Genomic DNA, 24,458 nt, shown 5'->3' with positions numbered 1-24,458 from the left:
TGACCCTCAGACCGCTGAGGTCAAAACACGAGCGAAAAAATCTCTCATCGGCAAGAATCTTGTGCCCGGCAGCCTCCTAGAGCGTGTTATGCACCTGTCATAAGTCGTTCGGCCTGTTTCAGCATGAGACAGACGAAGGCGACCATATGAAGTCCTGCCAGCGTGCTGGCATAACGCTCGTAATCCTTGACCAGGCGCCGACAGCGCGTCGCCCAGGCGAAGGACCGCTCCACCACCCAGCGACGCGGCAGCAGGATAAACCCGCGTTTGGCCTCGGGCGCCTTGACCACCTCCAGGGCGATACCGTGCGCCTGGGCCGCGTCCGCCGCCCGCGCGCCGGTGTAGCCCTGATCGACGAAGCCCATCTCGACGCTTCCGTCCGTCTCCGCTTGCACAGCGCCGGTCAGGCGATCGACCTCGCCGCGATCGTCGGCATCGGCCGGGGTGACATGCAGCGCCACCACGTGGCCTGGCGTGTCCACCGCCAGATGCACCTTCGAACCGCGCTTGCGCTTGGCCCCGTCGTAGCCCGCCCGCTCGCCGCTCTCGGGCGAGGACCGCAGCGTCCGGCTGTCCAGGATCACCGCAGACGGCTCCGGCTTGCGATCCCCTGCCATGCGTAGAACCGCCCGTAGATCCCCGGCCACATCGGTGAAGCACTCCGCAGCCAGCCAGCGCTGCATCTGCTGGTACACCGCCGCCCACGGCGGCAGGTCGTGCGGCATGAACCGCCACGGCGCCCCCGTCTTCACGATGAACCGCAAGCCGTTGAACACCTCGCGCAGGTCGTGGTCACGCTGGCCCGAACTCTCCCGCAGCAGCGCCAGATACGGCGCAACCAGCGCCCATTCCTCATCGGACACGTCAGAGGGATAGCCGGCACGACCTGCGCTCATGCCCAAAAACGCAAACCTCACCCATTCAGTTCATAACAGCCTCTAGCACTACGTGGGCACTTTGAGGTCAGACGGCAGCTGGAAGCAGCTCTGACAGTGTGGACATCGAACGGGCGGGATCAGGGCGGCAAACAGCCGTCCAATGATGGACTGCCGCACGGCGGGCAGGCTCGGTGACGGCGGCGGACCCGGCAAGCGGACCGTCATTTTTTCCCCGCTCCGTCCGACGATGCTCGGACAGACGCAGGTGCTGCAGGTAGGCGTAGGCGATGCACGTCATCAGCGCGTGCCGATGCAGCCCCGTCCAGGAGCGGCCCTCAAAATGGTCGAGGCCGAGTTCCTCCTTCAGCTGCTGGTGGGCCTGCTCGCAGACCCAGCGGGCCTTGATCGTGCCGGCCAGCGCCCGCCGGGTTGTCCGGGGCGGCAGGTTGGACAGGTAGTACTTGCGCTCGCCGGACGCGCGCCACTCGCCCACCAGCCAGACCTCCGCGCCCGGCAGATGGCGGTTGTTGCCCCAGACTGGGCCGTCGCCCACCCGCACCCGGATCATGGCGAACCGGGCCGTGAGCTTGCCCCTCGTGCCCAGGCGCCAGGTCACGCGCCGCCAGGCGAGATCTGCCAGAACCGCCTCGGCGTCCTGCGGCTCCTGGTCCGGCACGGGCTTGCGCGCCCGGCCCGTTGGCGACACCAGCTGCACGTCGGCGGGGTAGACCTTCTGGGTCTTGGCGATGCCGACCGCCCATCTCAGACCACGCGCGTCGAGGCCATGCCGGAAGGCGGCGCTGCTGCCATAGCCCGCGTCGGCGAGCACCACACCGAAGCGCAGGCTCTCAGCCCGCAGGCGGTCGAGTTCGGAGAGCGCGATCTCACCCTTGCTCCGCGGCGCGACCACCGCCTCCGGCACGCCAGCTCGCGCACACCGCTCCGGGACGCTCGTCCACTCATCGGGCAGGAACAGGCGCAAGGCGACCGGCACGGGCACCTCGTCGCGCGCCAGGGTGAGGGAGACCAGCGCCTGGCAGTTCGCCTTCTTGCCGAGCGCCCCGCAGTACTGGCGCGCCACGCCGACCGAGAGCGTGCCCTTCTTCGGCAGCGCCGTGTCGTCGATGACCAGGTACGCGTCCGGCCCACCGACCAGCCGGTCTGCTTCGCGGGCCAACGCGGTCCAGAGTGGGCCGTCGTCCCAGGCCGGGCTGGCAACGAAGTGCTGGAGTTGATCGTGCCCGGAGAGGCCGAGGCGGGCTGCCATCGGCTGCAGGCTCTTGCGCTCACCCGGACCGAGCAGGCCGCGCAGATAGAGCGGCGCCCAGCGTCGGCGCTTCTTGTGCCCCATCGCGGAGAGGAACGGCGTCAGCCACGCATCGAGACCCGGATCGGACAAAGCTTGCGCCATCGTTGCCTCCCGCCGCCGCAACGAAGGATTTAACGCACCGGACCGATCAGAGTGCCCAGGTAGTGCTAGAAGCGTAGCCCTCATGCATTAGTGAAACTCTTGTTCGTGATCAGCTTGCGCCCTGTTGCCAACCGATAGAGAAGCTTGACGGCGCGCGTCGGGGTTGGCCAGCGGACGCGGCGAGCGAGCATGAGGGCGTTGCGCACGGGAGCGGCAACCGTGTTGCGGGTCCGGCGGAGGCGGTGGAACGCTGTTTTCGGCTCTACACGCCTGTAGCAGATCGGCGAGATCCCGAGCCTCTTCACCTTCACGAAGCCGCAGGCTTGCAGGCGGCAATCGAGATCAATCGCGCTGCCATAGAGGTGCCACGCGCTCGTCTCCGCGCTTTGGTCACGGACGTCGAAGTTGGTGAACAGGAGACCGCTCGGCTTGAGAGCACGGTGCAGATCCCGCGCCGTAACGTCGAAGTCGGGAACATGGACGAGTGTGTCGAGTGCCGTAATGCAGTCGTACGCGGAAAACGGCAGAGCACCCATATTGAGGTCGATGAACTCCGCGCGATCACCGTGCCGGTCGAGACGCCAGCGGGCAAAATCCAGCAACGGACGCGACACATCCGCCAACGTCGTGATGTAACCACACCGTGCAAAGAGCTGGCTCGTTACGCCAATACCTGAACCAAAATCCAGATGCTGGCGTCCGTCATTGTTCTCCGCCGCGAAACCCGCGGCCATCACCGCTGCCGGGAAGGCATGCCCCGTGGCCTGCAGATAGGCGTACCACATCAGGTCAAACGACCAGGACTGAATGCTGTTGTAGAAATCCCGGAGGCCGTCTGGGCTGGAACGATCTCCGGCCTTCCACTCCTGAACGCTCAGTTCTTCCCAGTGCAGGCAGCGCTCAGTGCATTCCTCAGGGGACATTTTGTAAAATGCGGACAGGTCGTTGAGGATCGAGGTCCGAACATCCTTCCCGTCTCTTGTCAGGCATTTGCGGAAGACATCCATGCCCTGACCACGCCAAGCCGCCTTGTGCTCGGGGGACCACGCATGGCCATCAGGAGGCGGTAGAAGCGCGGGGTCGACATGAAGGCCCTGCGCGGCCTGGATCGGGATCAGCAGGGTGTCGAGGAACCTTTTGAAGCTAGCCCCACGATTAGCAACGATCGGATACATTTCTGATACCCTTTTGGTTGCGGCGGAGTCTAACTACTTAAGAATTAAATAAAACTCAAGCGATCAATATGTATACAACGTCCGTCAAAATCAGTATATTATGAAAATAAACTTTCATTATGAATACTAACCTATCGTACTATAGCGTGCGGATTTGCTGCTTCCAAGGCCGTTAATTTGTGTGGGGCTGGCATGAGAACCGACGACCTGCTGCAGAGGCTGAGTAATCACACTCCAGGCCGGGGACACGGTCGTGGCGAAGGTCGGGGACGGCATCAATGACGCTCTGGCGCTGGCGGCCGCCGATGTCGGCATCGCGAGGGGGGCGGCACCGACGTCGCGCTGGAGACTGCTGTAGCGCCCTCGGTTTGTGTGTGACGCGATCAAACTGCGGTGATCACCTGCACCTTGATGTAGAGCGACTTACGCTGCCAGGAAGTCGGCCTTCCAGTTCATCACAACGGCCAGGAATGGGGGTCCGCTGGTCCCATCAGACAACACGGGGGCAGCCACATGAGTTCTGGCGCAGCCTCCTGCCCGAAGCCGTTGCCACTGAGCCATGGACGGAACGCTGGAACCGTACCCGGTGTGGGTATGTTAGCCCGGCACGCGCCTGATCTGCCCGAGCGGGCTTGTTCCTCGCACAGGGCTGGTCCGAGCTCCCGAAACAACGCGAGCGAGCCTATGCACCAGATGAGCCACGACATGCAGTCTTGCATCGATGAGTGCCTGCGCTGCTATCAGACCTGCCTCGGCATGGCCTCGAACCACTGCTTACCGACCGGCGGCAAGCACGCCGAGCCGGAGCATCTGCGCCTGATGCTGGCTTGCGCCGAGATCTGCCGGACGTCGGCGCACTTCATGCTGCTCGGCACGGCACACCACAAGCACACCTGCGCCGAGTGCGCCGACGTCTGCGAGGATTGCGCCCGCAGCTGCGAGGACGTGGGCGACATGCAGCACTGCGTCGAGGCCTGCCGGCGGTGCGCGGAAAGCTGCCGCAAGATGGCAGCTTGAGTCCAGTAGCTCGCCGCGCACCCATAATCCACTAGGAGGATCTACATGCGCATTCTGACGACCATATCTGGCGTTCTGCTCGCGTCGACGCTTACAGGTGCTGCCCTTGCCCAGGCGCCTGCCGCGATCAATCGGGCTGGCTCGACGGATCCGGTGGTCACCCGCCTCCCGGACACGACGGGCGGCGACCGCGACGTGGTCATTTCTCGCGGTCCGACCGGTGCGTCCACCATCCAGACCGACTCCGCCGCTGCCGGCAATGCCGAGCAGCTTACGCGCCGGATCCCGCAAGGCGGCGGAGGGAGCGGTCGCTGATCGGCAGTCCCTGGAAGGAACCGCTCAACCCCTGACGCCGAGCGGCGTCAGAGGGCTTTCGGGCGGGATAACATGGTACGCGCAGCAACGCGTCGTCATCTGGAACAGCGGTACCGGATCCTCCGCCGCCCGGGAGAGGCCCGGATCGGAATTCTGGCCGGAACCCACTATTGTGTCCGTAGTCAGATTAGGCGGCGCTGCGGAGTTTCTCGATCCACGCGCCAGCGCGATCAGTGAGCGGGAGTAAGATGACGCAAATGGCCGCCCGCAAGGCCGTCCTCTATCGGATGGTCATGCCACAGCACACCTGTCCCTACGGCCTAAAGGCCAAGGACCTGCTCGAACGGCAGAGCTTCGAGGTCGAGGATCATCTGCTGACCACGCGGGAGGAGACCGACCGCTTCAAGGCCGAGCATCAGGTCAAGAGCACGCCCCAGACCTTCATCAACGGCGAGCGGGTCGGCGGCTTCGACGACCTCCAGCGCCATTTCGACAAGGCCGCGAACGACCCGAACGCCACGACCTACACGCCGGTGATCGCGGTGTTCTCGATGACGGCGCTCATGGCGCTCGCGGCGAGCCACGCCGCCTACGGCACGCCGTTGACGACGCGCGCGGCCGAGTGGTTCATCGCCTTCAGCATGTGCGTGCTCGCCCTCCTGAAGCTGCAGGACGTGGAGAGCTTCTCGTCGATGTTCCTGGGCTACGACCTGCTAGCCCGGCGCTGGGTCCGTTACGCCTATGCCTACCCGTTCCTCGAAGGCATCGCCGGCGTGCTCATGGTGGCCGGCGCCCTGAACTGGCTGTCGATCCCCGTGGCCCTGTTCATCGGTACGGTCGGCGCGGGATCGGTGTTTAAGGCGGTCTACCTGGACAAGCGCGAGATCAAATGCGCCTGCGTCGGTGGGCCGAGCAAGGTGCCGCTCGGCTTCGTCTCGCTCACCGAGAACCTGATGATGGTCGCCATGGCCGTCTGGATGCTGGTACACGCAGCATAAGCAGCCGAGGATTTTAGCCCTGAGCGGGGGAGGCAGCGGGGATGATATCAAGCCCGCCACGACCCCCGTTCCGCACTGCTGAGTACAGATTAGCGACACAGAGCTGGAACAGCGTGACCGAGAACCGTCTGTAACGCACTCAGCGGGCCGCGTTTCCAGGCTGGTTGCGGATTGTGCGCTGGAACTGATCGCACCGTGCTTCTGCAACGGAATCGTTTCCACCCGCTCCGTTGGCCCGAACCTGCCTGCACCGTGACAGCATTTCCTGCTGCGTGCTTCCCTCCACCGCCCTGACGCCGAAGCCCCTCAGACCAGGCTCAAGTGGAGCCACGCCTGCAGCGGGGTCGGGCGGCGGTCGATCTTGGCTCCGGGCCACAACCGGAACTGCGATGAGCATGAGACCGGCGAGAGAGCTGCGTACACAAGAGCGCCATCTCGGCCATTTGCGCCGTGGGGTAGCCTCGAGGAGGTGAGTGGCTTTCGTCGAGCCGATCAGAACCATGTTTGCAACCCTGCGACGAAGCGCACGTCATCGGTCTTGTTGCCGTCCTCTTTCCGGAGGTGGGCAGTCTCGCCAAAGAAGCGCTGATAGGTCACACCAATGTAGGGCGAGAACTTACGGGTGAAATCATACCGAAGGCGCAGACCCGTATCGACGTCCGACAGGCCTGCCCCAACACCACGTGCATAATCGGTCTTCGTATACCAATTTGTCTCGAACTGTGGCTGGAGCACCAAGCGCTGAGTTAAATAAAGATCATAGAAGGCGTTCGTCTTCAGCGCGAAATGGCCCCCATCGCTGGCGTAGACCGTGCCCTCCACGTTCCAGAAGCCGGGCGCCAGACCCTGAACGCCGAACGCCGCCCAAGTCCGGTTACGGGCACTATCGATGTCAGACCGCACACCGACCTGCATATCGAAGTAGGTGGTCAGCGGGCGCGTATAGAGTAGCTCGTGGTCACCGTCGGAAACCCGGCCCTTTCCCTCGGCGTTATAGCGCCCTTCGGACTTCAGCCAGAGCTTGTTGTAGTCATCACCGATCCAGGCTTGACCGTCCCAGCGGAAGTACGATCCGCTGCCGATCCGGCCCTCCAGTTGATTGACGAAGCCGTGGACGTAGGTCCGGTCGTCACTGATAGGGTTGCCGTACGGGGCCGCTCCTCCGAGCGTTTCAGCGCCTAGCTGGGTTGCCCAAAGGCCCGTCGATTGCGCCGAAGCTGATGTGGCCGAGGCGGCCTGCCAGACCAAGGCTGCGAGGACGGCGGGGGCACCCGCACGAATGAAGCGGAACATCTCAAGCTCCACGCGGCAGGACGCGCAAGGTCCGGAACATCCCGGCCTCGAAATGGTAGAGAATGTGACAGTGTAGCGGCCACTGGCCGGTCGCAAGCGGCGTCACGAGTAGAGACAAGCTCTCCGACGGTTTGACGTTGATCGTGTGCAAATAGGGACGGTGCTCGCCCTGGCCATTTTCCAGCTCCATCCACATTCCATGGAGATGGATGGGATGGCTCATCATCGTGTCGTTGATCATGCGCAAGCGGAACCGCTCGCCGAGTGTCACGTCGATCGGACCGACCTCGGTATACTTCTTGCCGTCGAAACCCCACATGAAGCGGTTCATATTGCCCGTCAGGCGCAGCACGATTTCCCGACTGGGCGGTCGCTTGTCCAGCCCCGGCCGGACGGAACGCAGGTCCTTAAGGGTCAGGACCCGCCGATTGAGGTGGTTCAGGCCATCCCCCGGGATCCCCAGCCGGTCTGTCAGGGTCTTGGCGACAAATTGCTGCTCGATCCCGGGCTCCGCCTTCGCTTCTGGGGGGCGCTTGACATGCTTCTGATGGCCGGGGAGCCTGCTCAGGTCTCCGACGATCTCCGCTGAGCGTGCACCGTCGAGCCCGCCGATCCGGGTATGATCACGTGACGACGCGCCGATCTGGTTCGGCTTCATGCCGGGCATGCCCATGTCGGTCATGGTGCGCATGGGGCGGTCATCCATCTCGGGAATAGGTGCTTCCATCCCGTCGCGCGGGGCGAGGGTCGCGCGCGCGAACCCGCTCCGGCCCATGCTTTGGGCAAAGATCGTGTAGGCCTGATCGTCCTTCGGCTGCACGATGACGTCGTAGGTCTCGGCAACCCCGATCCGGAACTCGTCGACCTTCACCGGAACCACATCGTTCCCATGAACGTGGACGACATCCATGGAGAGGCCGGGGATCCGGATATCGTAGTAGGAAACCGCGGATGCATTGATAAAGCGAAGCCTGACCCGCTCGCCAGGCCTGAACAAGGCTGTCCAGTTCGCCGCCGGGGAATGCCCATTCACGAGGTAGGTGTAGGTATACGCCGTCGGCGCCTCGATCCCGGTCGGATCCATGCGCATGTCGGCCCATTGCAGGCGCTCGTCTATCGTCGTGGACAGGCCACTCTGTTCGGCATCGGCGAAGAACGTGCCAAGCAGCCGCCGCTTGAAATTGTACATCTCGGGCTGCTGCTTGAAGTTATTGGCGATGACCTGCGGATCCTCGTCGGTCCAGTCGCTCAGGACCACCACGTAGTCGCGGTCTGCCTGGATCAGCGACCGTCCCCGCGGCTCGATGATGAGCGCGCCGTAAGCTCCCTTCTGTTCCTGGTAGCCCATGTGGCTGTGGTACCAGTATGTCCCACTCTGGACGACCGGGAAGCGGTAGGTGAAGGTTTCGCCGGATGGGATGCCGGGAAATTCCAGGCCTGGCACGCCATCCATGGGATTGGGGAGAATGATGCCGTGCCAATGGAAGCCGGTCATCTCCGGCATCTTGTTGGTGAGATTGATGGTGACGACATCACCTTCGCGCCAGCGAAGCACGGGACCTGGAACACCACCGTTGATGGCATTGGCCCAACTTGGGGTTCCGCTCTTGTTGACGATTTGGCGGCCCACCGTCAGATCGAAATGGTTGCCGCGCAGAACTGTCTGCTCACCCGGGTTGGTCAGAGCCCAAGCGGCGCGGCTTTTTGCTCCGGCAGCCAAGCCGGCAATCCCGCCCGCGAGTCCCAGGACAAACCTACGGCGGTTCAGTCCCGCCACCTGGCTGGGCTTTGCTGATCCATACGAATTCATGGCCGCCTCCCTTTACGGGTAGGGGGTATGATACGGCCTATCGAGTCAAGGCGACCGGAGGGCAGCGGTTCGCCAAAAGCCGATGGTGTCACATTCATGCCGCAAGCGCGGCTCGCGGCCGCGGCTGCTCCCTGCCCCGCACAGGGGAGACCTCACGCCGAGTTCATGGAGGCGGCTGCGGCTTACAGCCAAGCCGTCCTGCTTCTCCCGTTCGCTTGCGAAGGGACGAAGCAGCAGCCTCTGGACTAAAGACTGGCAATCGGCCTTGTCTCAGCTGGTTCGTCCGAGATTGGTCATCAGACGCCCAATCTCGTCGGTGAGATGCTGACGCTCGGCGTCAGACAGGTCGCCGGACATACTCGCCTCCACGCAGGCCCGGAGGTGGTCCCGTAGCATGTCGATCTGCACCCGGCGCAGCGCCGCTATGGCGGCCTCGATTTGGTGGACAATATCGCCGCAATAACGGCCATTCTCGATCATCTGCTGCAGGCCGCGTACTTGGCCCTCGATCCGGCGCAGTCTCGGGATCTGGCCGGTGTGGTCGACCGGGACGCCTCCATGGTATTCTTCGGAATTAGACATCTGCTACGCCCTGACACCTCTCCGCGAGGTAGCGCCGGAGAAGCTCGTCCGGAGCCGTATCCTCGGACGGTAGGTTTAGCTGAAGTCGGCGGTCGGGTATCCTCATCTCAAGCCGCCGCGGGCGTTCCGGGAGGATGGCGATCCGGCCTCCATCGTTGCAGCCGAGCGTGCCGCGGCTTTTACTCGCTGAAGAATACTCTGACCGTCGCCCCGAGGACGTGCGTCGAGTCGCTGCGCTATCGTCCGCCGCCTTCAGCAGACCGAGCCCGCGCGAGTTCGAGGGTCGCGTCGAGAAGCCGGCTTTCTGCTGCGTGCGCGAGATGGTGCGTGCGGAACTCTCTCAACACAGTGTGGCCGAAGCCGACGTCAGTCAGTTCCAGGCATAGCAGATATCTCCTCTCGATCCGCGTGCGGACCGCGTCGGCGGCTTGCCGATCGGTCAGCCCCTCCATGACCTGCGGGAGGGTCGCGAGTGCCAGCCGGACCGGCGCCTCTGCGGGCCGGCCTCCGGCCGGGAACAGATCGGCAAAGCCGCAATCCTCAACGACCCTGTGCAGGTCTTCGTAGAGACGCATACTATGCATTGACGTGGCCGGCCGGCTTTGGACCGGGCTGATTGACAGGATCAGCCAGAACCAGAGGAGTTGGCGATGAGGCGAGGACAGAGGCCGGTCGCGTAGCAGGTGGTGCTGACGCTGCGTCAGATTGAGGTGCAAACCAGTCGCGACAAGAGCATTGCGGTCGCCTGCAAGGAGGCCGAGATCTCCGAGCAGAGCTACTATCGCTGGCGCAAGGAGTATGGCGGCCTACAAGTCGATCAGACACGATAGATGAAGGATCTTGAGCGTGAAAATGCTCGGCTTCGCCGGACAGTAGCCGATTTGTCTTGGAGAAGCATGTGTTCAAGGGCGTAGCAGCAGGAAATTTGTTCTCTATCCGGGGCCCATTATTTAAATTCATTCCGAGCGCACCCCGGTTCGTCGCGTGAACGGTCCTGTGGAGCTCTTGCTTCTCTCCGAGGTCGGCTGGTGCCGCCTCGTGATGGGACCGTACATCTATGTTCGGCCCGATATGGGCATGCCCCAGGGGTCAATTAGCTGTTGGTAGCCAACGTCATTGGCTCGCCGAGGCGGACCTTAGCTAGGAGAGCCGCGAGGTTCCGCCGCAGGACCGGCTCGGGCCAGCGCACAATCGCAAAGCTTATCGCCAACATGGTCCCGCATGAGGTCACGAGAGCCGCGAGGGGGCCGAAGCCCAGGGCCGTCACGAGGAAATGCGTCAGGGCCGCGCCGTTGACGTTGTGGGTTAGGTAGAGCGGGTAGGTCATCAGCCCGGCCGTCCTGACGAGGCGGCAGGTCCGGTCGCCGGCATGCGCGCACAGCCAAGCGTTCCACCGCACGCTGGCCGCCATCGCGAGGATGCAGACCGCGAAGAGCAGACACGGCACGAGCGGCGTCTGAGCGCCGGCCCGGCCCATCTGGCCGAGGAAGTCACGGCTGCTGTCGCTGATCTCGATGAGCCCCGCCCCGAGGCACAGGGCGATCATCGCGAGCCGGCCGGGGGTCACCGCCTTGGTCAGGACCAGCCAAAGGAAGACGCCGAGGCTGAAGAAGCAGCCGTGCCGGAGCAGCGTCAGCTGGGCGAGGCGGCTGCCGGCGACGTCGGCGAGGTTCGGCGCGAGCAGCGTCACCCACCAGAACAGGGCGCTGATCGTGCCGATCGCCGCGCAGACGGCGCCGATTCGCCGAAAGCTCTGCGTGCAAAGAAGCGCGAAAACGAGGGCGTAGAAGCTGATCTCGACCCCGAGCGTCCAGTAGACGCCATCGATCCAAGGCTCGAACGGCCAGAACAGGACGCTGTCGAGATAGGCGTGCAGGATGTACCGGCCCGAGCCCATCCGCCCGATGGCCAGGGAGATCAGCAAGGTCAGTGTGGCGCACAGCCACACGGCCGGGACGAGCCGAAGGATGCGGCTGCGCAGGAACGACGGTGGGGTCGTGTGAGCTGCGGAATACGCGATGACGAAGCCCGAGATGACGAAGAACAGCTCGACGCCGACCCAGCCGAACCAGGTCCAGGCAAACAATCCGGGGTACTGGGCGGCGCCCGCGAAAGCGCGGCCCGCCGTCGAGGACGGGGCCTGCCATGCATAGGCGGCAAGGTGGAACATCATCACCAACGCCGCAGCCAGGAAGCGCGCCACATCGAGGCCGAGCATCTGCGCATGAGACTTGAATTTGTGTTCGCCACCTTGGTGAGGCATCGAAGCTTCCATGATGGGACAGGCAAGGTTTTATACGCTCAGAGACACTGTAATCCGCCGTGCCGATCCTGTGTGACTTATGAGAATTAGACGTTCGTTGAAGGGATTTACATCTTTCGGGGGATGGCTTTCTCGGATCAGAGCAGCATCGCGTTGATCCGGCTGACCGTTAGGGCATGCCGCCGACCTATGTGCCGGGGTCGGTGCGGTTTGGGTATGCGAACGTAAACCGGCCCTGCCGGTCCGTTATGAGTGCGCCTTTAGCAGACCCCAGTCGTCCGAGATGCCATCAGCGAAGGATCGCTTGCCGTGGCATTGCGGACCTTCAGGCAGGGTCCGGCGCTACCGTGAGCACGATGGGCGGCGATTGCGTTTCATCCGTTCCTCGCGGGTAGCAGGTTGCGCGCTCACGCGACAAGCAATATCCAATAAGCAAGTGCAGGTCTGTTGGTCTCGTTCGATTGTGAGACCGGGAATGACTAGCGGAGTTCGGAGCCGGTGGGCACACTTAGTCAGCACTTACGCGCCATGATGACAGAACATCCGCTTAACGCGGTAGCTGCTGCAGAGAGGATAGGGATCCATCGTCGCACGCTGAGCCGCTGGTTGCAGTCCGAGGGCACGAGTTTCAAGCGCATTGCCGACGAAGCTCGGTTCGGCGTCGCGAAGCAGTTGTTGGCGGATACCAATATGAGCTTGGCGGAGATCTCGGCTGCGCTGGGGTTCTCTGAGCCGGCCGCGTTCACGCACGCCTTCCGGCGCTGGACTGGCACTACGCCAAGCTCATGGCGGGAGAAGCTCTTGGAGGTTGAACGGCCTTGTTCCTCGGAACGTACAGACGGTACCCGTCTTCCTCAGCGCCACCGGTCGCGTAACCGAGGGCGCAACCGCGCCGGCCTGATAAACGTGCAGGCGCGATCCGGTAAGGCGTAAGTGCGCCGACCAAGCCGGTACGCTTTGGGTATGCCCTCAGTGAACCGCGTCCGGTCTGGTTCAGGAAGTGGCGTTTCATCGTTCAACACAGACCGACACAACGTGAACCATCCAAACCAGACTGCTGGCTGTTCGCAGACCGATCTGGCGCATTCGATCGCTTGCTCTGCGCCGACCGCATGAGCCACTGCTGACGGCTATTCGACCGTTTTCCCGACAGTCCGGCGGAGCGGGTCGCAGGCCAAGCGAAACTGCCTCGTTTCTGTCGGAAAAACGTGTCAGCTTTTCTATTGCCGGGTAAACGGCATTTTGGCACGATCCCGACATGCTCGTCGGATATGCTCGCGTCTCCACCCTCGACCAGAACCTCGACCTGCAGCGCGACGCGCTGACCCGGGCCGGCTGCGAACGCCTGTTCGAGGAGAAGAAGTCCGGAAAGGCCGGCACCAAGCGACCCGCCTTCGAGGCAGCGCTGGCTTTCCTGCGCCCCGAGGACGTGCTCGTCGTCTGGAAGCTCGATCGCCTCGGCCGCTCCCTCGTCGAGATGATGCGCACCATCGACGGGCTGCGCGTGAAGGAGGTCCACTTCCGCTCGCTCACCGAGCAGTTCGACAGCGCCACCGCACACGGCCGCTTCGCCCTGCAGATGCACGGTGCCATGGCCGAGTATTTCCTCGACCTCAATCGCGAACGCACCATGGAAGGCCTGAAGGCCGCGCTCGCTCGGGGTCGCAAGGGTGGCCGGCCAAAGAAGCTCAGCGAGGCCGATCTGGAGGCGGCCCGGGCCATGCTTGCGGCCGGCACGATCAGCGTGGCCGAGATCGCCAAGCGTATGGGCGTCAACCGCGACACCTTCTACAGCTACTTCCCCCGCGCTCGCGCCAACAGCATCGCGGCCAAGCCGTGAACCCGCGCATCACACGTGTGGCCCCGGCGTGCTGCCGGTCTCGGCCCAATGGATGTAACGACAGGCCGCGTATCCCGCTACGTACCTTCGCTGGCCTCACGGGGCTGCCTCTCACCATCCGGTCGCAGATCATCGAAGCCTCATGACGATCAGCCGCCCTCAGCTCGCTGACGCCCTGCTCACGGCCTCGCACATCGCCGAGCGGAACCTGATCGCGGCATTTATCGCCGATGCGGCGACTGAGCCCGCGCCCAACCCATTCCCGAACACCAGCGTCGGCGCCGTGCGACAGGTCTGGCGGCAGCGCGCCGCGGAGTTCCAGTCGTTCGATGTTCAAGTGGCGGGGCTAACCTGCCTGCTCGCGGCCTTGTCGGACATGAGCGTGAGCGAGGCATTGGTGCAGGAGATCCTACGCGCCGGGCCTCACACGGCAAACGTGTTCCACCAGGGTGCCCACTGCCAGATCGTAGGCGCCGTTCTCTATGGCAAGCCCGGGCATGCGCTGCCGGATGCACCGGCCATGCCGCTCGCGCACCGTGGTCCCAGGCGACGCGTCCGGACCGCCGTGGGGCAGCTCGACCTGTTCATGTGAGCGGTACAGCCATGGCTGGGATGTGCAGCTTTCAGCCGTGGGTATGCACATGTGCTTCCTAGGCATCGCGAGCGCAGCGAAGCCGGCGGCAATATCAATTCGAAACGGTCGTTTCGAGGTGTGGTGCGACCGACGGGGATCGAACCAGTATGGATTGCTCCATGCGCTTGTTAGAGGTCCAGCTAGCTAGGCCCCTAGGCAAGCGCACGCGTCTACCAATTCCGCCACGATCGCGACGGTGAGGTATGCGCGAGAACGGACTTCTTCAAGGTAAAACTCCCCTGAAAGCGCATGCGTACAAAATCGCTCGGGATCGTGTGAGGTAATCCAAACGGGTCGCTTGTTTCCCCAGTCAAAATTGCAGTCCGATCGATATTCCTTGAAAGGAATAATGCGCTCCCCTAAAATGAGCGCAGAGGTAGGGCTGAGTATGACGAAGCAGGCGGATAAGGTCGTCAAAGCGGTTCGAGTGAGCGGCAGCGATGCAGGCCGGATTGTCGGCAAATCACTACGGGATTTGCGTGAACGAGCTGGTCTTACCCAAATCCAGATGGCGTATCGTCTTAACGTCGGCCAAGCGGCAGTTTCAAAAATCGAACACAGGGGCGATGTTCAAATTTCGTCGTTGCAAAAATACGTTGAGGCTCTAGGCGCTGAGCTACGCATCGACGCCGCATTCCCCCCGAGCATAGAGACAAACTCGGATCAGAAAAAGTTAGGCGCTGGCGACGACCAGCTCGTTTTGCCGATATTTCGGGATGAGCGATTTGACGACCTAAGAGATGTGGTCTTGAGCATTAAGCCTCAGTACACATCAAAGATCCTCGAAGGCGAAAAAACCGTGGAGCTGCGTCGAAGATTTCCAGCTACGCCAAAGGGGACTATAGCCTATATTTATTGTACCTCGCCAGTGCGGGCGATTATCGGTCGCGCTGAAATCACGGAAATTATCAAGCTTCCTGTAGATGAAATCTGGCGCGAGTACCATGCCTCAGCGTCAATCAACAAGTCGGATTTCGACTCTTACTTTAGCGGCATCAACGAAGGCTTCGCTTTGAAATTTGCGAACGCCGAAGCTTTCTCTCGACGGCTAGAATTACCGGAGTTGAGAGAGCGGTTTGGCTTTGAACCGCCTCAGTCTTTTCTCTACGCAACGCCGGTGCTTCGAAAGGCCATAAGGGATGAGTACCCAAACGTATCTCATTGATACGAACGTCATCATAGGGCTCGAAGACAATCATACTGTTCAACCAGCCTTTGCAGACCTCATAAAAGGGGCCGCAAAACATAAAGTCGATATCTTCGTTCACGAAGCAGCTCGGGACGACATTTGTCGTGACCGCGATATAGCTCGCCAATCGATTTCACTAAGCAAACTCGAGAAATTTCAGACTCTCGCCAAGGTCCGCGAGCTGGAAAAAGTGGAGCTTGAACATGAATTTGGCCCACTACCGAAAGCAAATGATCTAGTTGATGCAACACTTCTGCATGCTCTCCAAATTGGGGCAGCAGATTTTTTGATTACTCAGGATCGCGGCATTCATGCGCGAGCGCGGCGCCATTCGGCCGAGCTGAGCGGGCGGGTCCTGTTTGTTGCAGATGCCGTGCAACTGCTCAAGACAACGTACGAACCGGTCGAAACACCGATCCGGTACGTCGAAGAAGTTTCAGCTCACACCATACCTTTGAAAGATAAAATATTTGATAGCCTGAGAGAAGATTATCCGCCTTTTGACAAATGGTGGAAAGATAAATGCGTCAAAGAACGCAGAGATTGCTGGGTAGTGTATGACGATGGCTTGGCAGGACTCATCGTAAGAAAAGACGAGACAGGAGCTAATACGGACGCAACGATCAAATCGAAGAAAATTCTTAAAATATGCACTTTTAAAGTGCGCCCTGAAAAACGCGGCGTCAAGCTCGGAGAACTTTTGTTGAAGAAAGTTTTCTGGTTCGCGCAGCTAAATAAGTACGACCTTGCTTATATAACTACGTATGAAACGCAAGTCGCATTGATAGATTTGCTCGAATACTACGGCTTTAAGAATACCGCCACGAAAGATGACGGTGAACGCGTCTATGAAAAACAGTTTTCGCAAAAACGGCTTCCCGCGACACCGGAAGCTTCTCACTTCGATACCGCGAGGTTGAACTATCCGCGATTTGTGACCGAAGAAGGTGTGCGGGCCTTTGGCGTACCTATCAAGGAGGCCTATCACGACACCCTGTATCCTGACCTCCGTAATTCCCCACAGCCTGACCTATTCGAAGTGCTGGGGATGGGCACTGGCCCTAAACGCCCGGGCAACACTATACGCAAAGTTTATTTGTGCCGAGCGCAATCCAATCTCGGAAAGCCGGGATCAATTCTTCTGTTTTACAAAGGAAAATCGAAGAATTTTCCGTCTCAAGCTTTGACTGCGGTCGGTATTTTCGAAGAATTTTCAGTCGCGACTTCCACCAAAGACCTCTTGCATATGACAGGGGGGCGGTCGGTCTATAGCGAGACGGAGCTTATCGATTGGAAGGCGTCCCCGCACCGGCCAGTTAAAGTAATAAACTATCTCCTGGCGGGCTACATAGATCCTACGATCTCGCTTGATGAACTGAGGGAACACGGCGTAATTCCGGGTCACCCGCCCCAATCCATATTTGAAATTGGTGGAGCAGCCTTGCGTCTAATTTTGCCGCGCATGAACTTGGGGTTTCAGACGTGAAACAGCTAACAATCGCCCTGCTCGGCGTTTCTGGAGTTGGAAAATCCACCTTGCTTCGGAGGCTGGCGGAGGTAGCCAATTTTCAGCATTTACAAGCTAGTGCACTCATTCGGAGCGCACGAGAAGCTTTGGAAGCTCGGGAGATAGAACCCGACATGCTTCGACATTCTAACATCGACGAAAATCAAAAATTGCTAATTCTAGGGTTTGAACGCGCTATCGACCCTACCACAGAAATTGTCATCTTAGATGGTCATTCAGTGATTGATACACCGCAGGGGCTCACACCTATCAGCCCGTTGGTGTTCGGTGCACTTGGTGTTGAGCAGCTTATTTTTCTAGCTCAAAGTCCGTCTACGATTGTTCAACGTCGAGAGCTAGACGAAAGCCGAAATCGGCCTGCACGGAGCGTTTTGGAACTTGAGAAGCACCAAGATGCGGCTCTCACAAATTCGCTCAAAATCTGTTTACATCTTAGAATACCGCTCACCGTACTCAGCGATAGCGATCCTCATAAGCTAGCTGCCTTCATCTCAGCCGCGAAATCATCTGACCGCTGACGTCGGCGAATGAAAGAAGCGTAGCAGTTCCAGCGCTCCAGCATTTCTCTACCGGGCCGAGTAAGCTGTGCGCGACACTGCTCAGGTCAGACCGCTGGCACGAGCGGTCCATATATATGATAATGTCCTTTATCAGCTGTATAATTGCCCGAGTGCGGCCGGTGGGTTAGACTGAGGCGATGAACCTGTCCGTGCCCATCCCCGACGACCTCGCCGAGCGCTTGCGGGCCGGTGGCGCGGATATCGAGCGCCGCGCGCTGGAAGCGTTCGCCGCCGAGGAGTACCGCGCCGGGCGGCTGACCCATCCCGAGCTGCGCCGCATGCTGGGTTTTTCCACGCATGCCGCGCTCGACGCCTTCCTCAAGGCGCGGTCGATCTACGAGCCCTACGGCATCGCCGACTTCGAGCGCGAGCGCGCCGATTTGGCTCGGCTCGGCCTCTGACGCGTGCGGGTCGTCGTCGCAGATACCGGCCCGCTCAACTACCTCGTACTGATCGGGCACGTGTCGGTCCTGCCGGTGCTGTTCGAGACCGTATTCGTGCCGGAGGCGGTACGGGCCGAGCTGGACCACCCTGAGACCCCTCCGCCGGTCCGCGCGTGGATCGCCGCGCCGCCGCGCTGGCTCGACATCCGTCCGAGCCCGGTCGGGCCGGATGCCGACCTGCAAGCTTTGGATGAGGGCGAGCGCGAAGCCATCCTGCTGGCGCCGACGCTCGGCGCCGAGCTGATCCTGATGGACGACCGTGCCGGGGTCGCGGCGGCGAGAGGCCGAGGATTGGCCGTGACGGGCACGCTCGGACTGCTCGATCTCGCCGCGCGGCACGGGTTGATCGACCTGGAAGCGGCGTTCGCGCGGCTGCGCGCCACCAGCTTCCGCTGTCGTCCAGACCTGTTCGACACGATCCTGGCGGCGCACAGGACTGTATCATGACCCAGGTCGTATCCCAGATCGCGGGCTTCGCGCTCCCGGCACCGATCACCTCGGCGGGCGAGCGCGCCGCCTACCGCTTCCTGGAGTTCTTCACCGCGCAAATCCGGAACCCGCACACCCGGCGCGCCTAAGAACCTATCCCGGTAGGCGCAGAGACGAGCGGCCTTATCTATCTTCCAGGATGGAGGGCGGTCAGATGGCCAAGCGGGGAGCGATCACGGACGACGGCTTTCGTCTGTCAGACGAGCTTTGGGGACAGACGGAGCCGCTTCTGCCGGCTCGGTCAGTGCATCCTCTGGGCTGCCATCGACCGCGCACACCGGACCGGATGGCGATGGATGCGATCTTCTTCGTGCTGCGCACCGGCTGCCGGTGGAATGCCCTGAACGCCACCGGGATCTGCTCGTCCTCCTCCGCCCATCGCCGTTTTCAAGAATGGACCGAGGCCGGTGTGTTCGAAGCATTCTGGCAGGCAGGGCTTCTGGCCTACGATGGGCTGGACGGGATCGACTGGGCGTGGCTGGCGCTGGACGGGGCGATGGGCAAGGCGCCCCTCGGTGGGGGAAAAAACCGGTCCCAACCCAACGGACCGGGCCAAGTGCGGGACCAAGCGCAGCCTGCTCACCGACGCGCGCGGCACGCCGCTCTCCGTCGTCGTGGCCGGCGCCAACCGCAACGACCACACCGTGATGGGCGAGACGCTGGAGGCGCTTCCCATTGCCCGGCCCCAGCCCAGTGACGCGGATCCCCAGCATCTCTGCCTGGACAAGGGCTATGACTATCAGGAGCCCCGCGACCTAGCCCAGGCTTTCGGATTCACCCTGCATCTGCGCACCCGCGGCGAGGAGATCGCGGGTAAGCGCGAGGCCGGCAAGACGGCACGCCGCTGGGTCGTGGAGCGAGCCCATTCCTGGCTCAACCGCTTCCGCCGCATCCTGATCCGATGGGACAAGAAGCCCGGAAACTACCTTGCCATGCTCCACTTCGCCTGCGCCATCATCACATGGCGACAGACCCTACCGGGATAGGGTCTAAGCCAGGGCCGTATCCGAATTCTGCGGATGGCTCGACGATCGGGGCATCCCCTCGATCATGGCCGTGAACTCGGTCCACATCGCCGCCTACGTTGAGCATCTGGGATGCACCCGTTCCGCCCCGACCGTCAAGCAGCGGTTGGCCGCCATCCGGATGATGTTCGACTGGCTGGCGACGGGCGGCGTCCTGCCGTTCAATCCGGCCACCGCCGTTCGGGGACCGAAGCACGTGGTCAAGCGCGGCAAGACCCCGGTCCTCGCGCCCGACGAGGCCCGCGCCATCCTGGACGGGATCGACATCACCACGCAGGTCGGCCTCCGCGACCGAGCGCTGATCGGGCTGATGGTCTACACCTTCGCCCGCATCGGCGCGGCGACCGCCATGCGGGTCCAGGACGTGTACTTCCAGAACCGCCGTCTGTGGGTCCGCCTGCACGAGAAAGGCGGCAAGGCGGTCGATCTGCCCTGCCACCACAACCTCGACACCTATCTGCGCGCCTATTTGGAGGGCACCGGGATCGCTGCGGACGATGACGGTCCGTTGTTCCGCACCATCGGCCGAGGGACAGGCCAGCTCACCCGCACCCCCCTGCCGACCGCCAACGCCTACGCGATGGTCCAGCGTCGCGCCCAAACCGCGGGTATCAGGACCAAGATCGGCAATCACACGTTCAGAGCGACCGGCATCACCGCCTACCTCAAGAACGGTGGGACCCTGGAGCGCGCCGCCGCCATCGCGAACCACGCCTCGACCCGCACCACTCAGCTCTACGACCGACGGGCGGACGAGGTGAACCTCGACGAGATCGAGCGCATCCTGATCTGAAGCTCGCAGAGTTCGAAACGCGAAGCCGTCCCTAATCGCTGAGGGGGCCGTCGCAAACTTTTTCCGGCCGGTGGACGAGCTATGCCAGGACGCGGCACGGTCCACCTTCCGGTTGTGTGTCTAGGCTCTCAGGCGATCAGAATCCTGCCTCTGGTTGAGTCGAGGCAGGTTCGGCAGAGCGCAATTTGCTCGCAAACCGCACGTAGAAAAACTTTGCGACAGGCCCGCTTCCACGCGCCTCAGCGGCTGAAATCCGCGACCAAGCTTTTCTGTCAGCTTGCTCGGACTCGCCTCGCACTTGCGAATCAGTCCAAATCCGGCTCAGTTGCAGTTTCTCGGCCAATTTGGTGAGATATCTGCAAACGAGGCTCGAGAGGATGAACCAGCACACTGCGATCAAATCGTTCCCGTCACCGCCGACGGTCTCGCCGGCGGCGATGATCGGCGGCCACGCGACGGTGCTTCGCGATCAGCTCCAGGCGATCTCGTCTGGTTTGTTCCCGCCTACTTCGTCGAAGACGCTGCGTCGGTTCTCCTCGACTGAAGCTGCGCGCATCATCGGTGTCACGGTCTCTCGACTTCAGCAACTCGCAACCGAAGGTCTCGGACCCCCGCCCGAGGTCTCACCGAACGGCAGGCGGTCCTATAGCCTCGCCGACATCCACGGCCTACGCACTTACCTCGACGAGAACACGCGCGGGGGTAGACGCTACCAGCCTCACCGTCATGAGGGCGATCACCTCCAGGTTATCGCAGTGGCGAACTTCAAGGGCGGCTCGGGCAAGACGACGACCGCCGCTCACCTTGCTCAGTCGCTCGTGCTTCGCGGCTACCGGGTGCTTGCGATTGATCTCGACCCCCAGGCCAGCCTCTCGGCCCTGCTCGGTGTCCAGCCGGAGCTCGACGTCAATACAGACGAGACGCTCTACGGCGCGATCCGCTACGATGAGGCTCGCCGCCCGCTCAGCGAGATAATCCGGCACACCTACTTCACGGGCCTAGACCTCGTTCCCGCGAACCTCGAGCTGATGGAGTTTGAGCACGAGACGCCCAGGGCGCTGAACAAACGGAGAGCCGGTGAGCCGCTGTTCTTCGACCGCGTCGCGCAGGCGATCGAGACGGTCGAGGCAAGTTACGATGTTGTTGTTATTGATTGCCCGCCCCAGCTCGGCTACCTGACACTTTCAGCCCTGTGCGCCTCGACCTCACTGCTGATCACCGTTCACCCGCAGATGCTCGACGTCGCCTCGATGAGCCAGTTCCTGGCCATGACCGAGGACCTGCTTGGCGTCGTGTCTGAGGCGGGGGGCAACCTGCAGTACGACTGGCTGCGCTATCTCGTTACGCGCTACGAGCAGCAGGACGCGCCTCAGACCCGCATCGTCGGTATGCTCCGCACCCTGTTCGATGATGCCGTACTGACTGCACCCATGCTGAAGTCGTCAGCCGTCTCGGATGCCGGCCTGTCAAAGCAAACCCTCTACGAAATTGGCCGGGACGGCGTCACCCGCTCGACCTACGACCGCGCGCTGGAGGCGTTGGAGTCAGTCAACGGCGAGATCGAAGGGCTGCTCCGGAAGGCGTGGCGTCGGGCATGAACCGGAAGACGAACCTCGACGCGCTGTTCGGATCGAAGCAGGCCCCCAAGGCGGAAAAGTTTGCAGCTGCAAACCGAACGTCCTCAGAGCCCGAGTTTGCAGCTGCAAACCCGCCCTCCCCGGCCTCTGATCCACGCCGCAGCGGCGCCGTCCGCATGATGGGCTCGACGTTGCGCGGGCTCGCCGCACGCGCGGACGCCGCGGCGGAGATTGAGACTGGATCGGTTATCGTTGATCTTGATCCAGGACTCATCGACGACTCCCCCATCGCCGACCGCGTAGCAGACGCGAACGACCGCACCCTCCCCGGCTTGGTCGAGAGCATCCGCGAGAGCGGTCAGCAGGTGCCGGTGTTGGTTCGCCCGCACCCAGAGACCGCTGGCCGCTATCAGATCGCCTACGGCCGCCGCCGGACGCGCGCCGCACTGATACTGAACCGCCCTATACGAGCCGTAGTGCGACCACTTTCCGACGACGAACTCGTCGTCGCCCAGGGCAAGGAGAACTTGGAGCGGCGCGATCTCAGCTACATCGAGCGCGCCTTCTTCGCCCTTCGACTGGAGGACCATGGCTTCCGCCGCGAGACAATCACGGCGGCGATGGGCGTCGGCAAGGGTGATCTCTCGACGCTGATCTCGGTTGCCCGAACGGTGCCGGAGCACGTCGTCGCTGCGATCGGCCCTGCCCCGGCAGCCGGGCGTCCCCGTTGGATGCTCCTCGCCGATCGGATCAAGGCGACTGATGCGGTCGAAGTTGGCAAGCTGATCGGGGATGCCGGATTTCAAGCCAAGCCGACCGACGAGCGCTTCGCCGCAATGCTGGAGGCGCTCAATCCCACGTCTGAGCGGAAGCCGAGAGCGCAGATCTGGAAAGACTCTCAGGGCCGCAAGATCGCGCGCGTTGAGCGCAGCGGCGGCCGCTTTATCCTGTCGATCGACGAGAAGTTGGAGCCGGAACTCGGCGCCGCTCTCCTGGACCGGCTTCCCGAGATCCTTGCCGCCCTAAAGGCGGGCAAGGAGTAACCAGACCCGCAACATGAACCAGGGAGACGACGCACCGGAATAAGAAAAGGCCCCCCGAACCGCGTCCGGAAGGCCCTCTCTCGTCATAAGCACACGCAGAGAACCACACCTCCCGGCTCATCGTCAAACGATTTTGCGCTGTTCGGCGAACGCCTCCGCTTGCCTGGTGCCCGGCAACGACGATGAACCTTCACCTCACGACGCCCTTCGGGCGGCGTCCGCTGACGGCTGCGCAAGTGCAGGCGCAGGCGCAGGCTGCCGCATGCCCTCAAGACGCCACGGTCAACAAATGGACAGTGTTCCGTCATATCGCGCAGGCCAAGGACCACATCGGCGTGTCCGATCGGTCGCTGGCCGTGCTCAATGCGCTGCTCACCTTCCATCCGGAGACCGCCCTCATTGCGGGCGAGGGCGCTGACCTCGTCGTCTTCCCCTCGAACGAGCAACTCGCGTTGCGCGCCCACGGCATGGCCGAGCCGACGCTGCGCCGGCACCTCGCCGCGCTGGTCGAGGCTGGGCTCGTGATCCGGCGGGACAGCCCGAACGGCAAGCGCTATGCCCGGAAAGGGCAGGGCGGGGTGGTCGTGCAGGCCTTCGGCTTCGATCTCAAACCAATCGTCGCGCGCGCGGCAGAGTTCGAGAACCAAGCCGACCTTGTGCAGACCAAGCGGCGTGCACTCCAGGCCACTCGCGAGGCCGTGACCATCCTGCGGCGCGATGCAGTGAAGCTGATACTTGCCGGGGCCGAGGCGGGAGTTGCGGCTGACTGGGAGGAGGCGAGGGCACGCTACGCCGCTATAATGGGCGGTCTCGGCCGTTCGCCTCGGGCGGAGACGCTGGAGGCTGCACGTCAGGCCCTGACGAGGCTGGTGGCTGATGTGAGTAGCCTCCTGGCAACGAAGCCTGAATCAGGAGAATCGAGCGGCAATCCCGTTCATTCTGAGCGGCACAAACAGAATTCAAAACCAGACCTGTCAGATTTTGAACCGGCTGCCGAGTACGGGGAAGAAGGGCAGGGCAGGGGTCGTCCTGAACTGGCGAAGCCGACGGCTTGCGCGTACCCGCTCGGAATGGTGCTCGACGCCTGTCCCGATATCGCGGATTACGCTCGCAATGGGATCCGCTCCTGGCGCGATCTCTCCGATGTCGCGGACCTCGTGCGGTCGATGCTCGGCATCAGCTCAAGCGCATGGCGCGAGGCGCAGAACGTCATGGGGTCGGAGGCGGCCGCCGCCACCGTCGCCGCCATTCTGCAGCGGGCCGAGCACATCAAGAGCCCCGGTGGGTACCTGCGCACGCTGGTGGAGCGGAAGAGGGCAGGGCAGTACAGTCTTGGGCCAGTGCTGCAGGCGCTGAACCGAGCCCGCCTCCCTTCCCCGGCGCGGTGAGGCATACCGCGCCGAGGCGACTTCCTGGTGCCGAGGGCGCCAACTTGGCATGGTTCACTGTATGGTTCCCGTGGCCGACTTGGATGACGTGTGGCTGGGATCGCCCAGGACTAGATGACGAGCGCTCATGCATCGACACCGCCGTGCCGAGCACCGGCCTGAGCGGAATGCGAGCTGCATCTACGTATGAGAAGTACATTATCAAAC

General features: G+C 62.4%; 24 protein-coding genes, 1 tRNA gene and 3 pseudogenes. 19 read left to right on the top strand and 9 right to left on the bottom strand.

What is annotated here, in order from left to right:
- Positions 1-86 precede the first annotated feature (86 nt).
- From WYO_RS15545 to WYO_RS15535, 3 genes are all read right to left on the bottom strand, one after another.
- Complete coding sequence (locus tag WYO_RS15545; RefSeq protein WP_039903003.1) at positions 87-896, bottom strand: IS5 family transposase; 810 nt, start codon at positions 894-896, stop codon at positions 87-89.
- A gap of 67 nt (positions 897-963) precedes the next feature.
- Positions 964-2,289, bottom strand: coding sequence for an IS701 family transposase (locus tag WYO_RS15540; protein ID WP_007564099.1), 1,326 nt, complete (start codon positions 2,287-2,289; stop codon positions 964-966).
- A gap of 80 nt (positions 2,290-2,369) precedes the next feature.
- Positions 2,370-3,464, bottom strand: a complete 1,095-nt coding sequence (locus tag WYO_RS15535; protein ID WP_007564097.1) for a class I SAM-dependent methyltransferase — start codon at positions 3,462-3,464, stop codon at positions 2,370-2,372.
- A 684-nt stretch (positions 3,465-4,148) separates the two neighbouring features.
- Here WYO_RS15535 and WYO_RS15530 point away from each other — a divergent pair.
- The 3 genes from WYO_RS15530 to WYO_RS15520 all read left to right on the top strand — a co-directional run bounded on the left by WYO_RS15530 (position 4,149) and on the right by WYO_RS15520 (position 5,794).
- Entirely contained in the window at positions 4,149-4,481 is a 333-nt protein-coding gene (locus WYO_RS15530; protein ID WP_007564095.1) for a four-helix bundle copper-binding protein, read from the top strand.
- A 45-nt stretch (positions 4,482-4,526) separates the two neighbouring features.
- Positions 4,527-4,796, top strand: coding sequence for a hypothetical protein (locus WYO_RS15525; protein WP_007564092.1), 270 nt, complete (start codon positions 4,527-4,529; stop codon positions 4,794-4,796).
- A gap of 248 nt (positions 4,797-5,044) precedes the next feature.
- Positions 5,045-5,794, top strand: coding sequence for a glutaredoxin (locus WYO_RS15520; RefSeq protein ID WP_007564090.1), 750 nt, complete (start codon positions 5,045-5,047; stop codon positions 5,792-5,794).
- Positions 5,795-6,286: 492 nt separating this feature from the next.
- Here the strand turns inward: WYO_RS15520 and WYO_RS15515 are convergent, their stop codons facing one another.
- The 4 genes and pseudogenes from WYO_RS15515 to WYO_RS15500 all read right to left on the bottom strand — a co-directional run.
- Positions 6,287-7,087, bottom strand: a complete 801-nt coding sequence (locus WYO_RS15515; RefSeq protein ID WP_007564088.1) for a copper resistance protein B — start codon at positions 7,085-7,087, stop codon at positions 6,287-6,289.
- A gap of 1 nt (position 7,088) precedes the next feature.
- Complete coding sequence (locus tag WYO_RS15510; protein ID WP_007564086.1) at positions 7,089-8,897, bottom strand: copper resistance system multicopper oxidase; 1,809 nt, start codon at positions 8,895-8,897, stop codon at positions 7,089-7,091.
- A gap of 270 nt (positions 8,898-9,167) precedes the next feature.
- Positions 9,168-9,479, bottom strand: coding sequence for a metal-sensitive transcriptional regulator (locus WYO_RS15505; protein ID WP_007564084.1), 312 nt, complete (start codon positions 9,477-9,479; stop codon positions 9,168-9,170).
- Between the two features lie 239 nt (positions 9,480-9,718).
- Positions 9,719-10,054, bottom strand: a pseudogene (locus WYO_RS15500) (IS1182 family transposase); the annotation flags it as partial.
- Between the two features lie 108 nt (positions 10,055-10,162).
- Here WYO_RS15500 and WYO_RS29970 point away from each other — a divergent pair.
- Positions 10,163-10,306 (top strand): annotated as a pseudogene (locus tag WYO_RS29970) (transposase); the annotation flags it as partial.
- Between the two features lie 266 nt (positions 10,307-10,572).
- Here WYO_RS29970 and WYO_RS15490 read toward each other — a convergent pair.
- A complete protein-coding gene (locus WYO_RS15490; protein WP_007564080.1) occupies positions 10,573-11,742 on the bottom strand; it encodes an acyltransferase in 1,170 nt (389 codons plus the stop codon).
- A 528-nt stretch (positions 11,743-12,270) separates the two neighbouring features.
- On the opposite strand from WYO_RS15490, the gene WYO_RS29965 reads away from it, so the two are divergent.
- The 3 genes from WYO_RS29965 (at position 12,271) to WYO_RS15480 (ending at position 14,174) form a co-directional block, all read left to right on the top strand.
- Complete coding sequence (locus WYO_RS29965; RefSeq protein ID WP_081496987.1) at positions 12,271-12,675, top strand: helix-turn-helix transcriptional regulator; 405 nt, start codon at positions 12,271-12,273, stop codon at positions 12,673-12,675.
- Positions 12,676-13,000: 325 nt separating this feature from the next.
- A complete protein-coding gene (locus tag WYO_RS15485) occupies positions 13,001-13,582 on the top strand; it encodes a recombinase family protein (RefSeq protein WP_007564078.1) in 582 nt (193 codons plus the stop codon).
- 142 nt (positions 13,583-13,724) lie between these two features.
- The gene (locus WYO_RS15480; protein WP_007564076.1) at positions 13,725-14,174 is read left to right on the top strand and encodes a hypothetical protein; all 450 of its coding nucleotides are present in this window, start codon (positions 13,725-13,727) and stop codon (positions 14,172-14,174) included.
- 121 nt (positions 14,175-14,295) lie between these two features.
- Here the strand turns inward: WYO_RS15480 and WYO_RS31580 are convergent.
- Positions 14,296-14,408, bottom strand: a tRNA-OTHER gene (locus WYO_RS31580).
- Positions 14,409-14,598: 190 nt separating this feature from the next.
- Between WYO_RS31580 and WYO_RS29960 the strand changes: the two genes are divergently transcribed.
- The 12 genes and pseudogenes from WYO_RS29960 to repC all read left to right on the top strand — a co-directional run bounded on the left by WYO_RS29960 (position 14,599) and on the right by repC (position 24,251).
- A complete protein-coding gene (locus tag WYO_RS29960) occupies positions 14,599-15,381 on the top strand; it encodes a helix-turn-helix domain-containing protein (protein ID WP_127993277.1) in 783 nt (260 codons plus the stop codon).
- Positions 15,356-16,891: a hypothetical protein gene (locus tag WYO_RS29955; protein WP_007564071.1), complete on the top strand. Its 1,536-nt coding sequence runs from the start codon at positions 15,356-15,358 to the stop codon at positions 16,889-16,891. The genes WYO_RS29960 and WYO_RS29955 overlap by 26 nt, the downstream gene beginning before the upstream one ends.
- The gene (locus tag WYO_RS29950) at positions 16,888-17,451 is read left to right on the top strand and encodes an AAA family ATPase (protein WP_081496986.1); all 564 of its coding nucleotides are present in this window, start codon (positions 16,888-16,890) and stop codon (positions 17,449-17,451) included. The genes WYO_RS29955 and WYO_RS29950 overlap by 4 nt, the downstream gene beginning before the upstream one ends.
- Before the next feature lie 179 nt (positions 17,452-17,630).
- Entirely contained in the window at positions 17,631-17,894 is a 264-nt protein-coding gene (locus WYO_RS15475) for a UPF0175 family protein (protein ID WP_007564068.1), read from the top strand.
- A gap of 3 nt (positions 17,895-17,897) precedes the next feature.
- On the top strand, positions 17,898-18,383 hold the full coding sequence (locus WYO_RS15470; RefSeq protein WP_007564066.1) for a DUF3368 domain-containing protein: 486 nt from the start codon (positions 17,898-17,900) through the stop codon (positions 18,381-18,383).
- A complete protein-coding gene (locus WYO_RS32400; protein WP_007564064.1) occupies positions 18,380-18,514 on the top strand; it encodes a hypothetical protein in 135 nt (44 codons plus the stop codon). The genes WYO_RS15470 and WYO_RS32400 overlap by 4 nt, the downstream gene beginning before the upstream one ends.
- 65 nt (positions 18,515-18,579) lie before the next feature.
- Positions 18,580-19,411 (top strand): IS5 family transposase gene (locus WYO_RS29045; protein ID WP_085985798.1). Its coding sequence is split into 2 segments (ribosomal slippage): positions 18,580-18,948 and positions 18,950-19,411, totalling 831 coding nucleotides; the frame shifts between segments, so codons are not numbered across the junction.
- 22 nt (positions 19,412-19,433) lie between these two features.
- A pseudogene (locus WYO_RS32395) lies at positions 19,434-19,580 on the top strand (integrase); the annotation flags it as partial.
- On the top strand, positions 19,572-20,243 hold the full coding sequence (locus WYO_RS15460) for a tyrosine-type recombinase/integrase (RefSeq protein ID WP_348270291.1): 672 nt from the start codon (positions 19,572-19,574) through the stop codon (positions 20,241-20,243). The pseudogene WYO_RS32395 and the gene WYO_RS15460, both read left to right, overlap by 9 nt.
- A gap of 437 nt (positions 20,244-20,680) precedes the next feature.
- Positions 20,681-21,841 (top strand): plasmid partitioning protein RepA, encoded by a 1,161-nt coding sequence (repA, locus tag WYO_RS15455; RefSeq protein ID WP_244424186.1) that lies wholly within the window; start codon positions 20,681-20,683, stop codon positions 21,839-21,841.
- The gene (gene repB, locus WYO_RS15450; protein ID WP_007564054.1) at positions 21,838-22,863 is read left to right on the top strand and encodes a plasmid partitioning protein RepB; all 1,026 of its coding nucleotides are present in this window, start codon (positions 21,838-21,840) and stop codon (positions 22,861-22,863) included. Before repA ends, repB begins: the two co-directional genes overlap by 4 nt.
- Positions 22,864-23,045: 182 nt before the next feature.
- The gene (gene repC / locus WYO_RS15445) at positions 23,046-24,251 is read left to right on the top strand and encodes a plasmid replication protein RepC (protein ID WP_007564051.1); all 1,206 of its coding nucleotides are present in this window, start codon (positions 23,046-23,048) and stop codon (positions 24,249-24,251) included.
- Positions 24,252-24,458 lie beyond the last annotated feature (207 nt).

Origin of the sequence: Methylobacterium sp. GXF4, from assembly GCF_000272495.1 — a bacterium.
Classification (GTDB): domain Bacteria; phylum Pseudomonadota; class Alphaproteobacteria; order Rhizobiales; family Beijerinckiaceae; genus Methylobacterium; species Methylobacterium brachiatum.
This window is presented reverse-complemented; position numbering and strand designations above follow the sequence as displayed.

Bases quoted from the DNA above. Each gene is read 5' to 3' on its own strand.
- WYO_RS15545 (WP_039903003.1), bottom strand. From the start codon at position 896: ATGAGCGCAGGTCGTGCCGGCTATCCCTCTGACGTGTCCGATGAGGAA.
- WYO_RS15540 (WP_007564099.1), bottom strand. From the start codon at position 2,289: ATGGCGCAAGCTTTGTCCGATCCGGGTCTCGATGCGTGGCTGACGCCG.
- WYO_RS15535 (WP_007564097.1), bottom strand. From the start codon at position 3,464: ATGTATCCGATCGTTGCTAATCGTGGGGCTAGCTTCAAAAGGTTCCTC.
- WYO_RS15530 (WP_007564095.1), top strand. From the start codon at position 4,149: ATGCACCAGATGAGCCACGACATGCAGTCTTGCATCGATGAGTGCCTG.
- WYO_RS15525 (WP_007564092.1), top strand. From the start codon at position 4,527: ATGCGCATTCTGACGACCATATCTGGCGTTCTGCTCGCGTCGACGCTT.
- WYO_RS15520 (WP_007564090.1), top strand. From the start codon at position 5,045: ATGACGCAAATGGCCGCCCGCAAGGCCGTCCTCTATCGGATGGTCATG.
- WYO_RS15515 (WP_007564088.1), bottom strand. From the start codon at position 7,087: ATGTTCCGCTTCATTCGTGCGGGTGCCCCCGCCGTCCTCGCAGCCTTG.
- WYO_RS15510 (WP_007564086.1), bottom strand. From the start codon at position 8,897: ATGAATTCGTATGGATCAGCAAAGCCCAGCCAGGTGGCGGGACTGAAC.
- WYO_RS15505 (WP_007564084.1), bottom strand. From the start codon at position 9,479: ATGTCTAATTCCGAAGAATACCATGGAGGCGTCCCGGTCGACCACACC.
- WYO_RS15490 (WP_007564080.1), bottom strand. From the start codon at position 11,742: ATGCCTCACCAAGGTGGCGAACACAAATTCAAGTCTCATGCGCAGATG.
- WYO_RS29965 (WP_081496987.1), top strand. From the start codon at position 12,271: ATGATGACAGAACATCCGCTTAACGCGGTAGCTGCTGCAGAGAGGATA.
- WYO_RS15485 (WP_007564078.1), top strand. From the start codon at position 13,001: ATGCTCGTCGGATATGCTCGCGTCTCCACCCTCGACCAGAACCTCGAC.
- WYO_RS15480 (WP_007564076.1), top strand. From the start codon at position 13,725: ATGACGATCAGCCGCCCTCAGCTCGCTGACGCCCTGCTCACGGCCTCG.
- WYO_RS29955 (WP_007564071.1), top strand. From the start codon at position 15,356: ATGAGTACCCAAACGTATCTCATTGATACGAACGTCATCATAGGGCTC.
- WYO_RS15475 (WP_007564068.1), top strand. From the start codon at position 17,631: ATGAACCTGTCCGTGCCCATCCCCGACGACCTCGCCGAGCGCTTGCGG.
- WYO_RS32400 (WP_007564064.1), top strand. From the start codon at position 18,380: ATGACCCAGGTCGTATCCCAGATCGCGGGCTTCGCGCTCCCGGCACCG.
- WYO_RS15460 (WP_348270291.1), top strand. From the start codon at position 19,572: ATGATGTTCGACTGGCTGGCGACGGGCGGCGTCCTGCCGTTCAATCCG.
- repA (WP_244424186.1), top strand. From the start codon at position 20,681: ATGATCGGCGGCCACGCGACGGTGCTTCGCGATCAGCTCCAGGCGATC.
- repB (WP_007564054.1), top strand. From the start codon at position 21,838: ATGAACCGGAAGACGAACCTCGACGCGCTGTTCGGATCGAAGCAGGCC.
- repC (WP_007564051.1), top strand. From the start codon at position 23,046: ATGAACCTTCACCTCACGACGCCCTTCGGGCGGCGTCCGCTGACGGCT.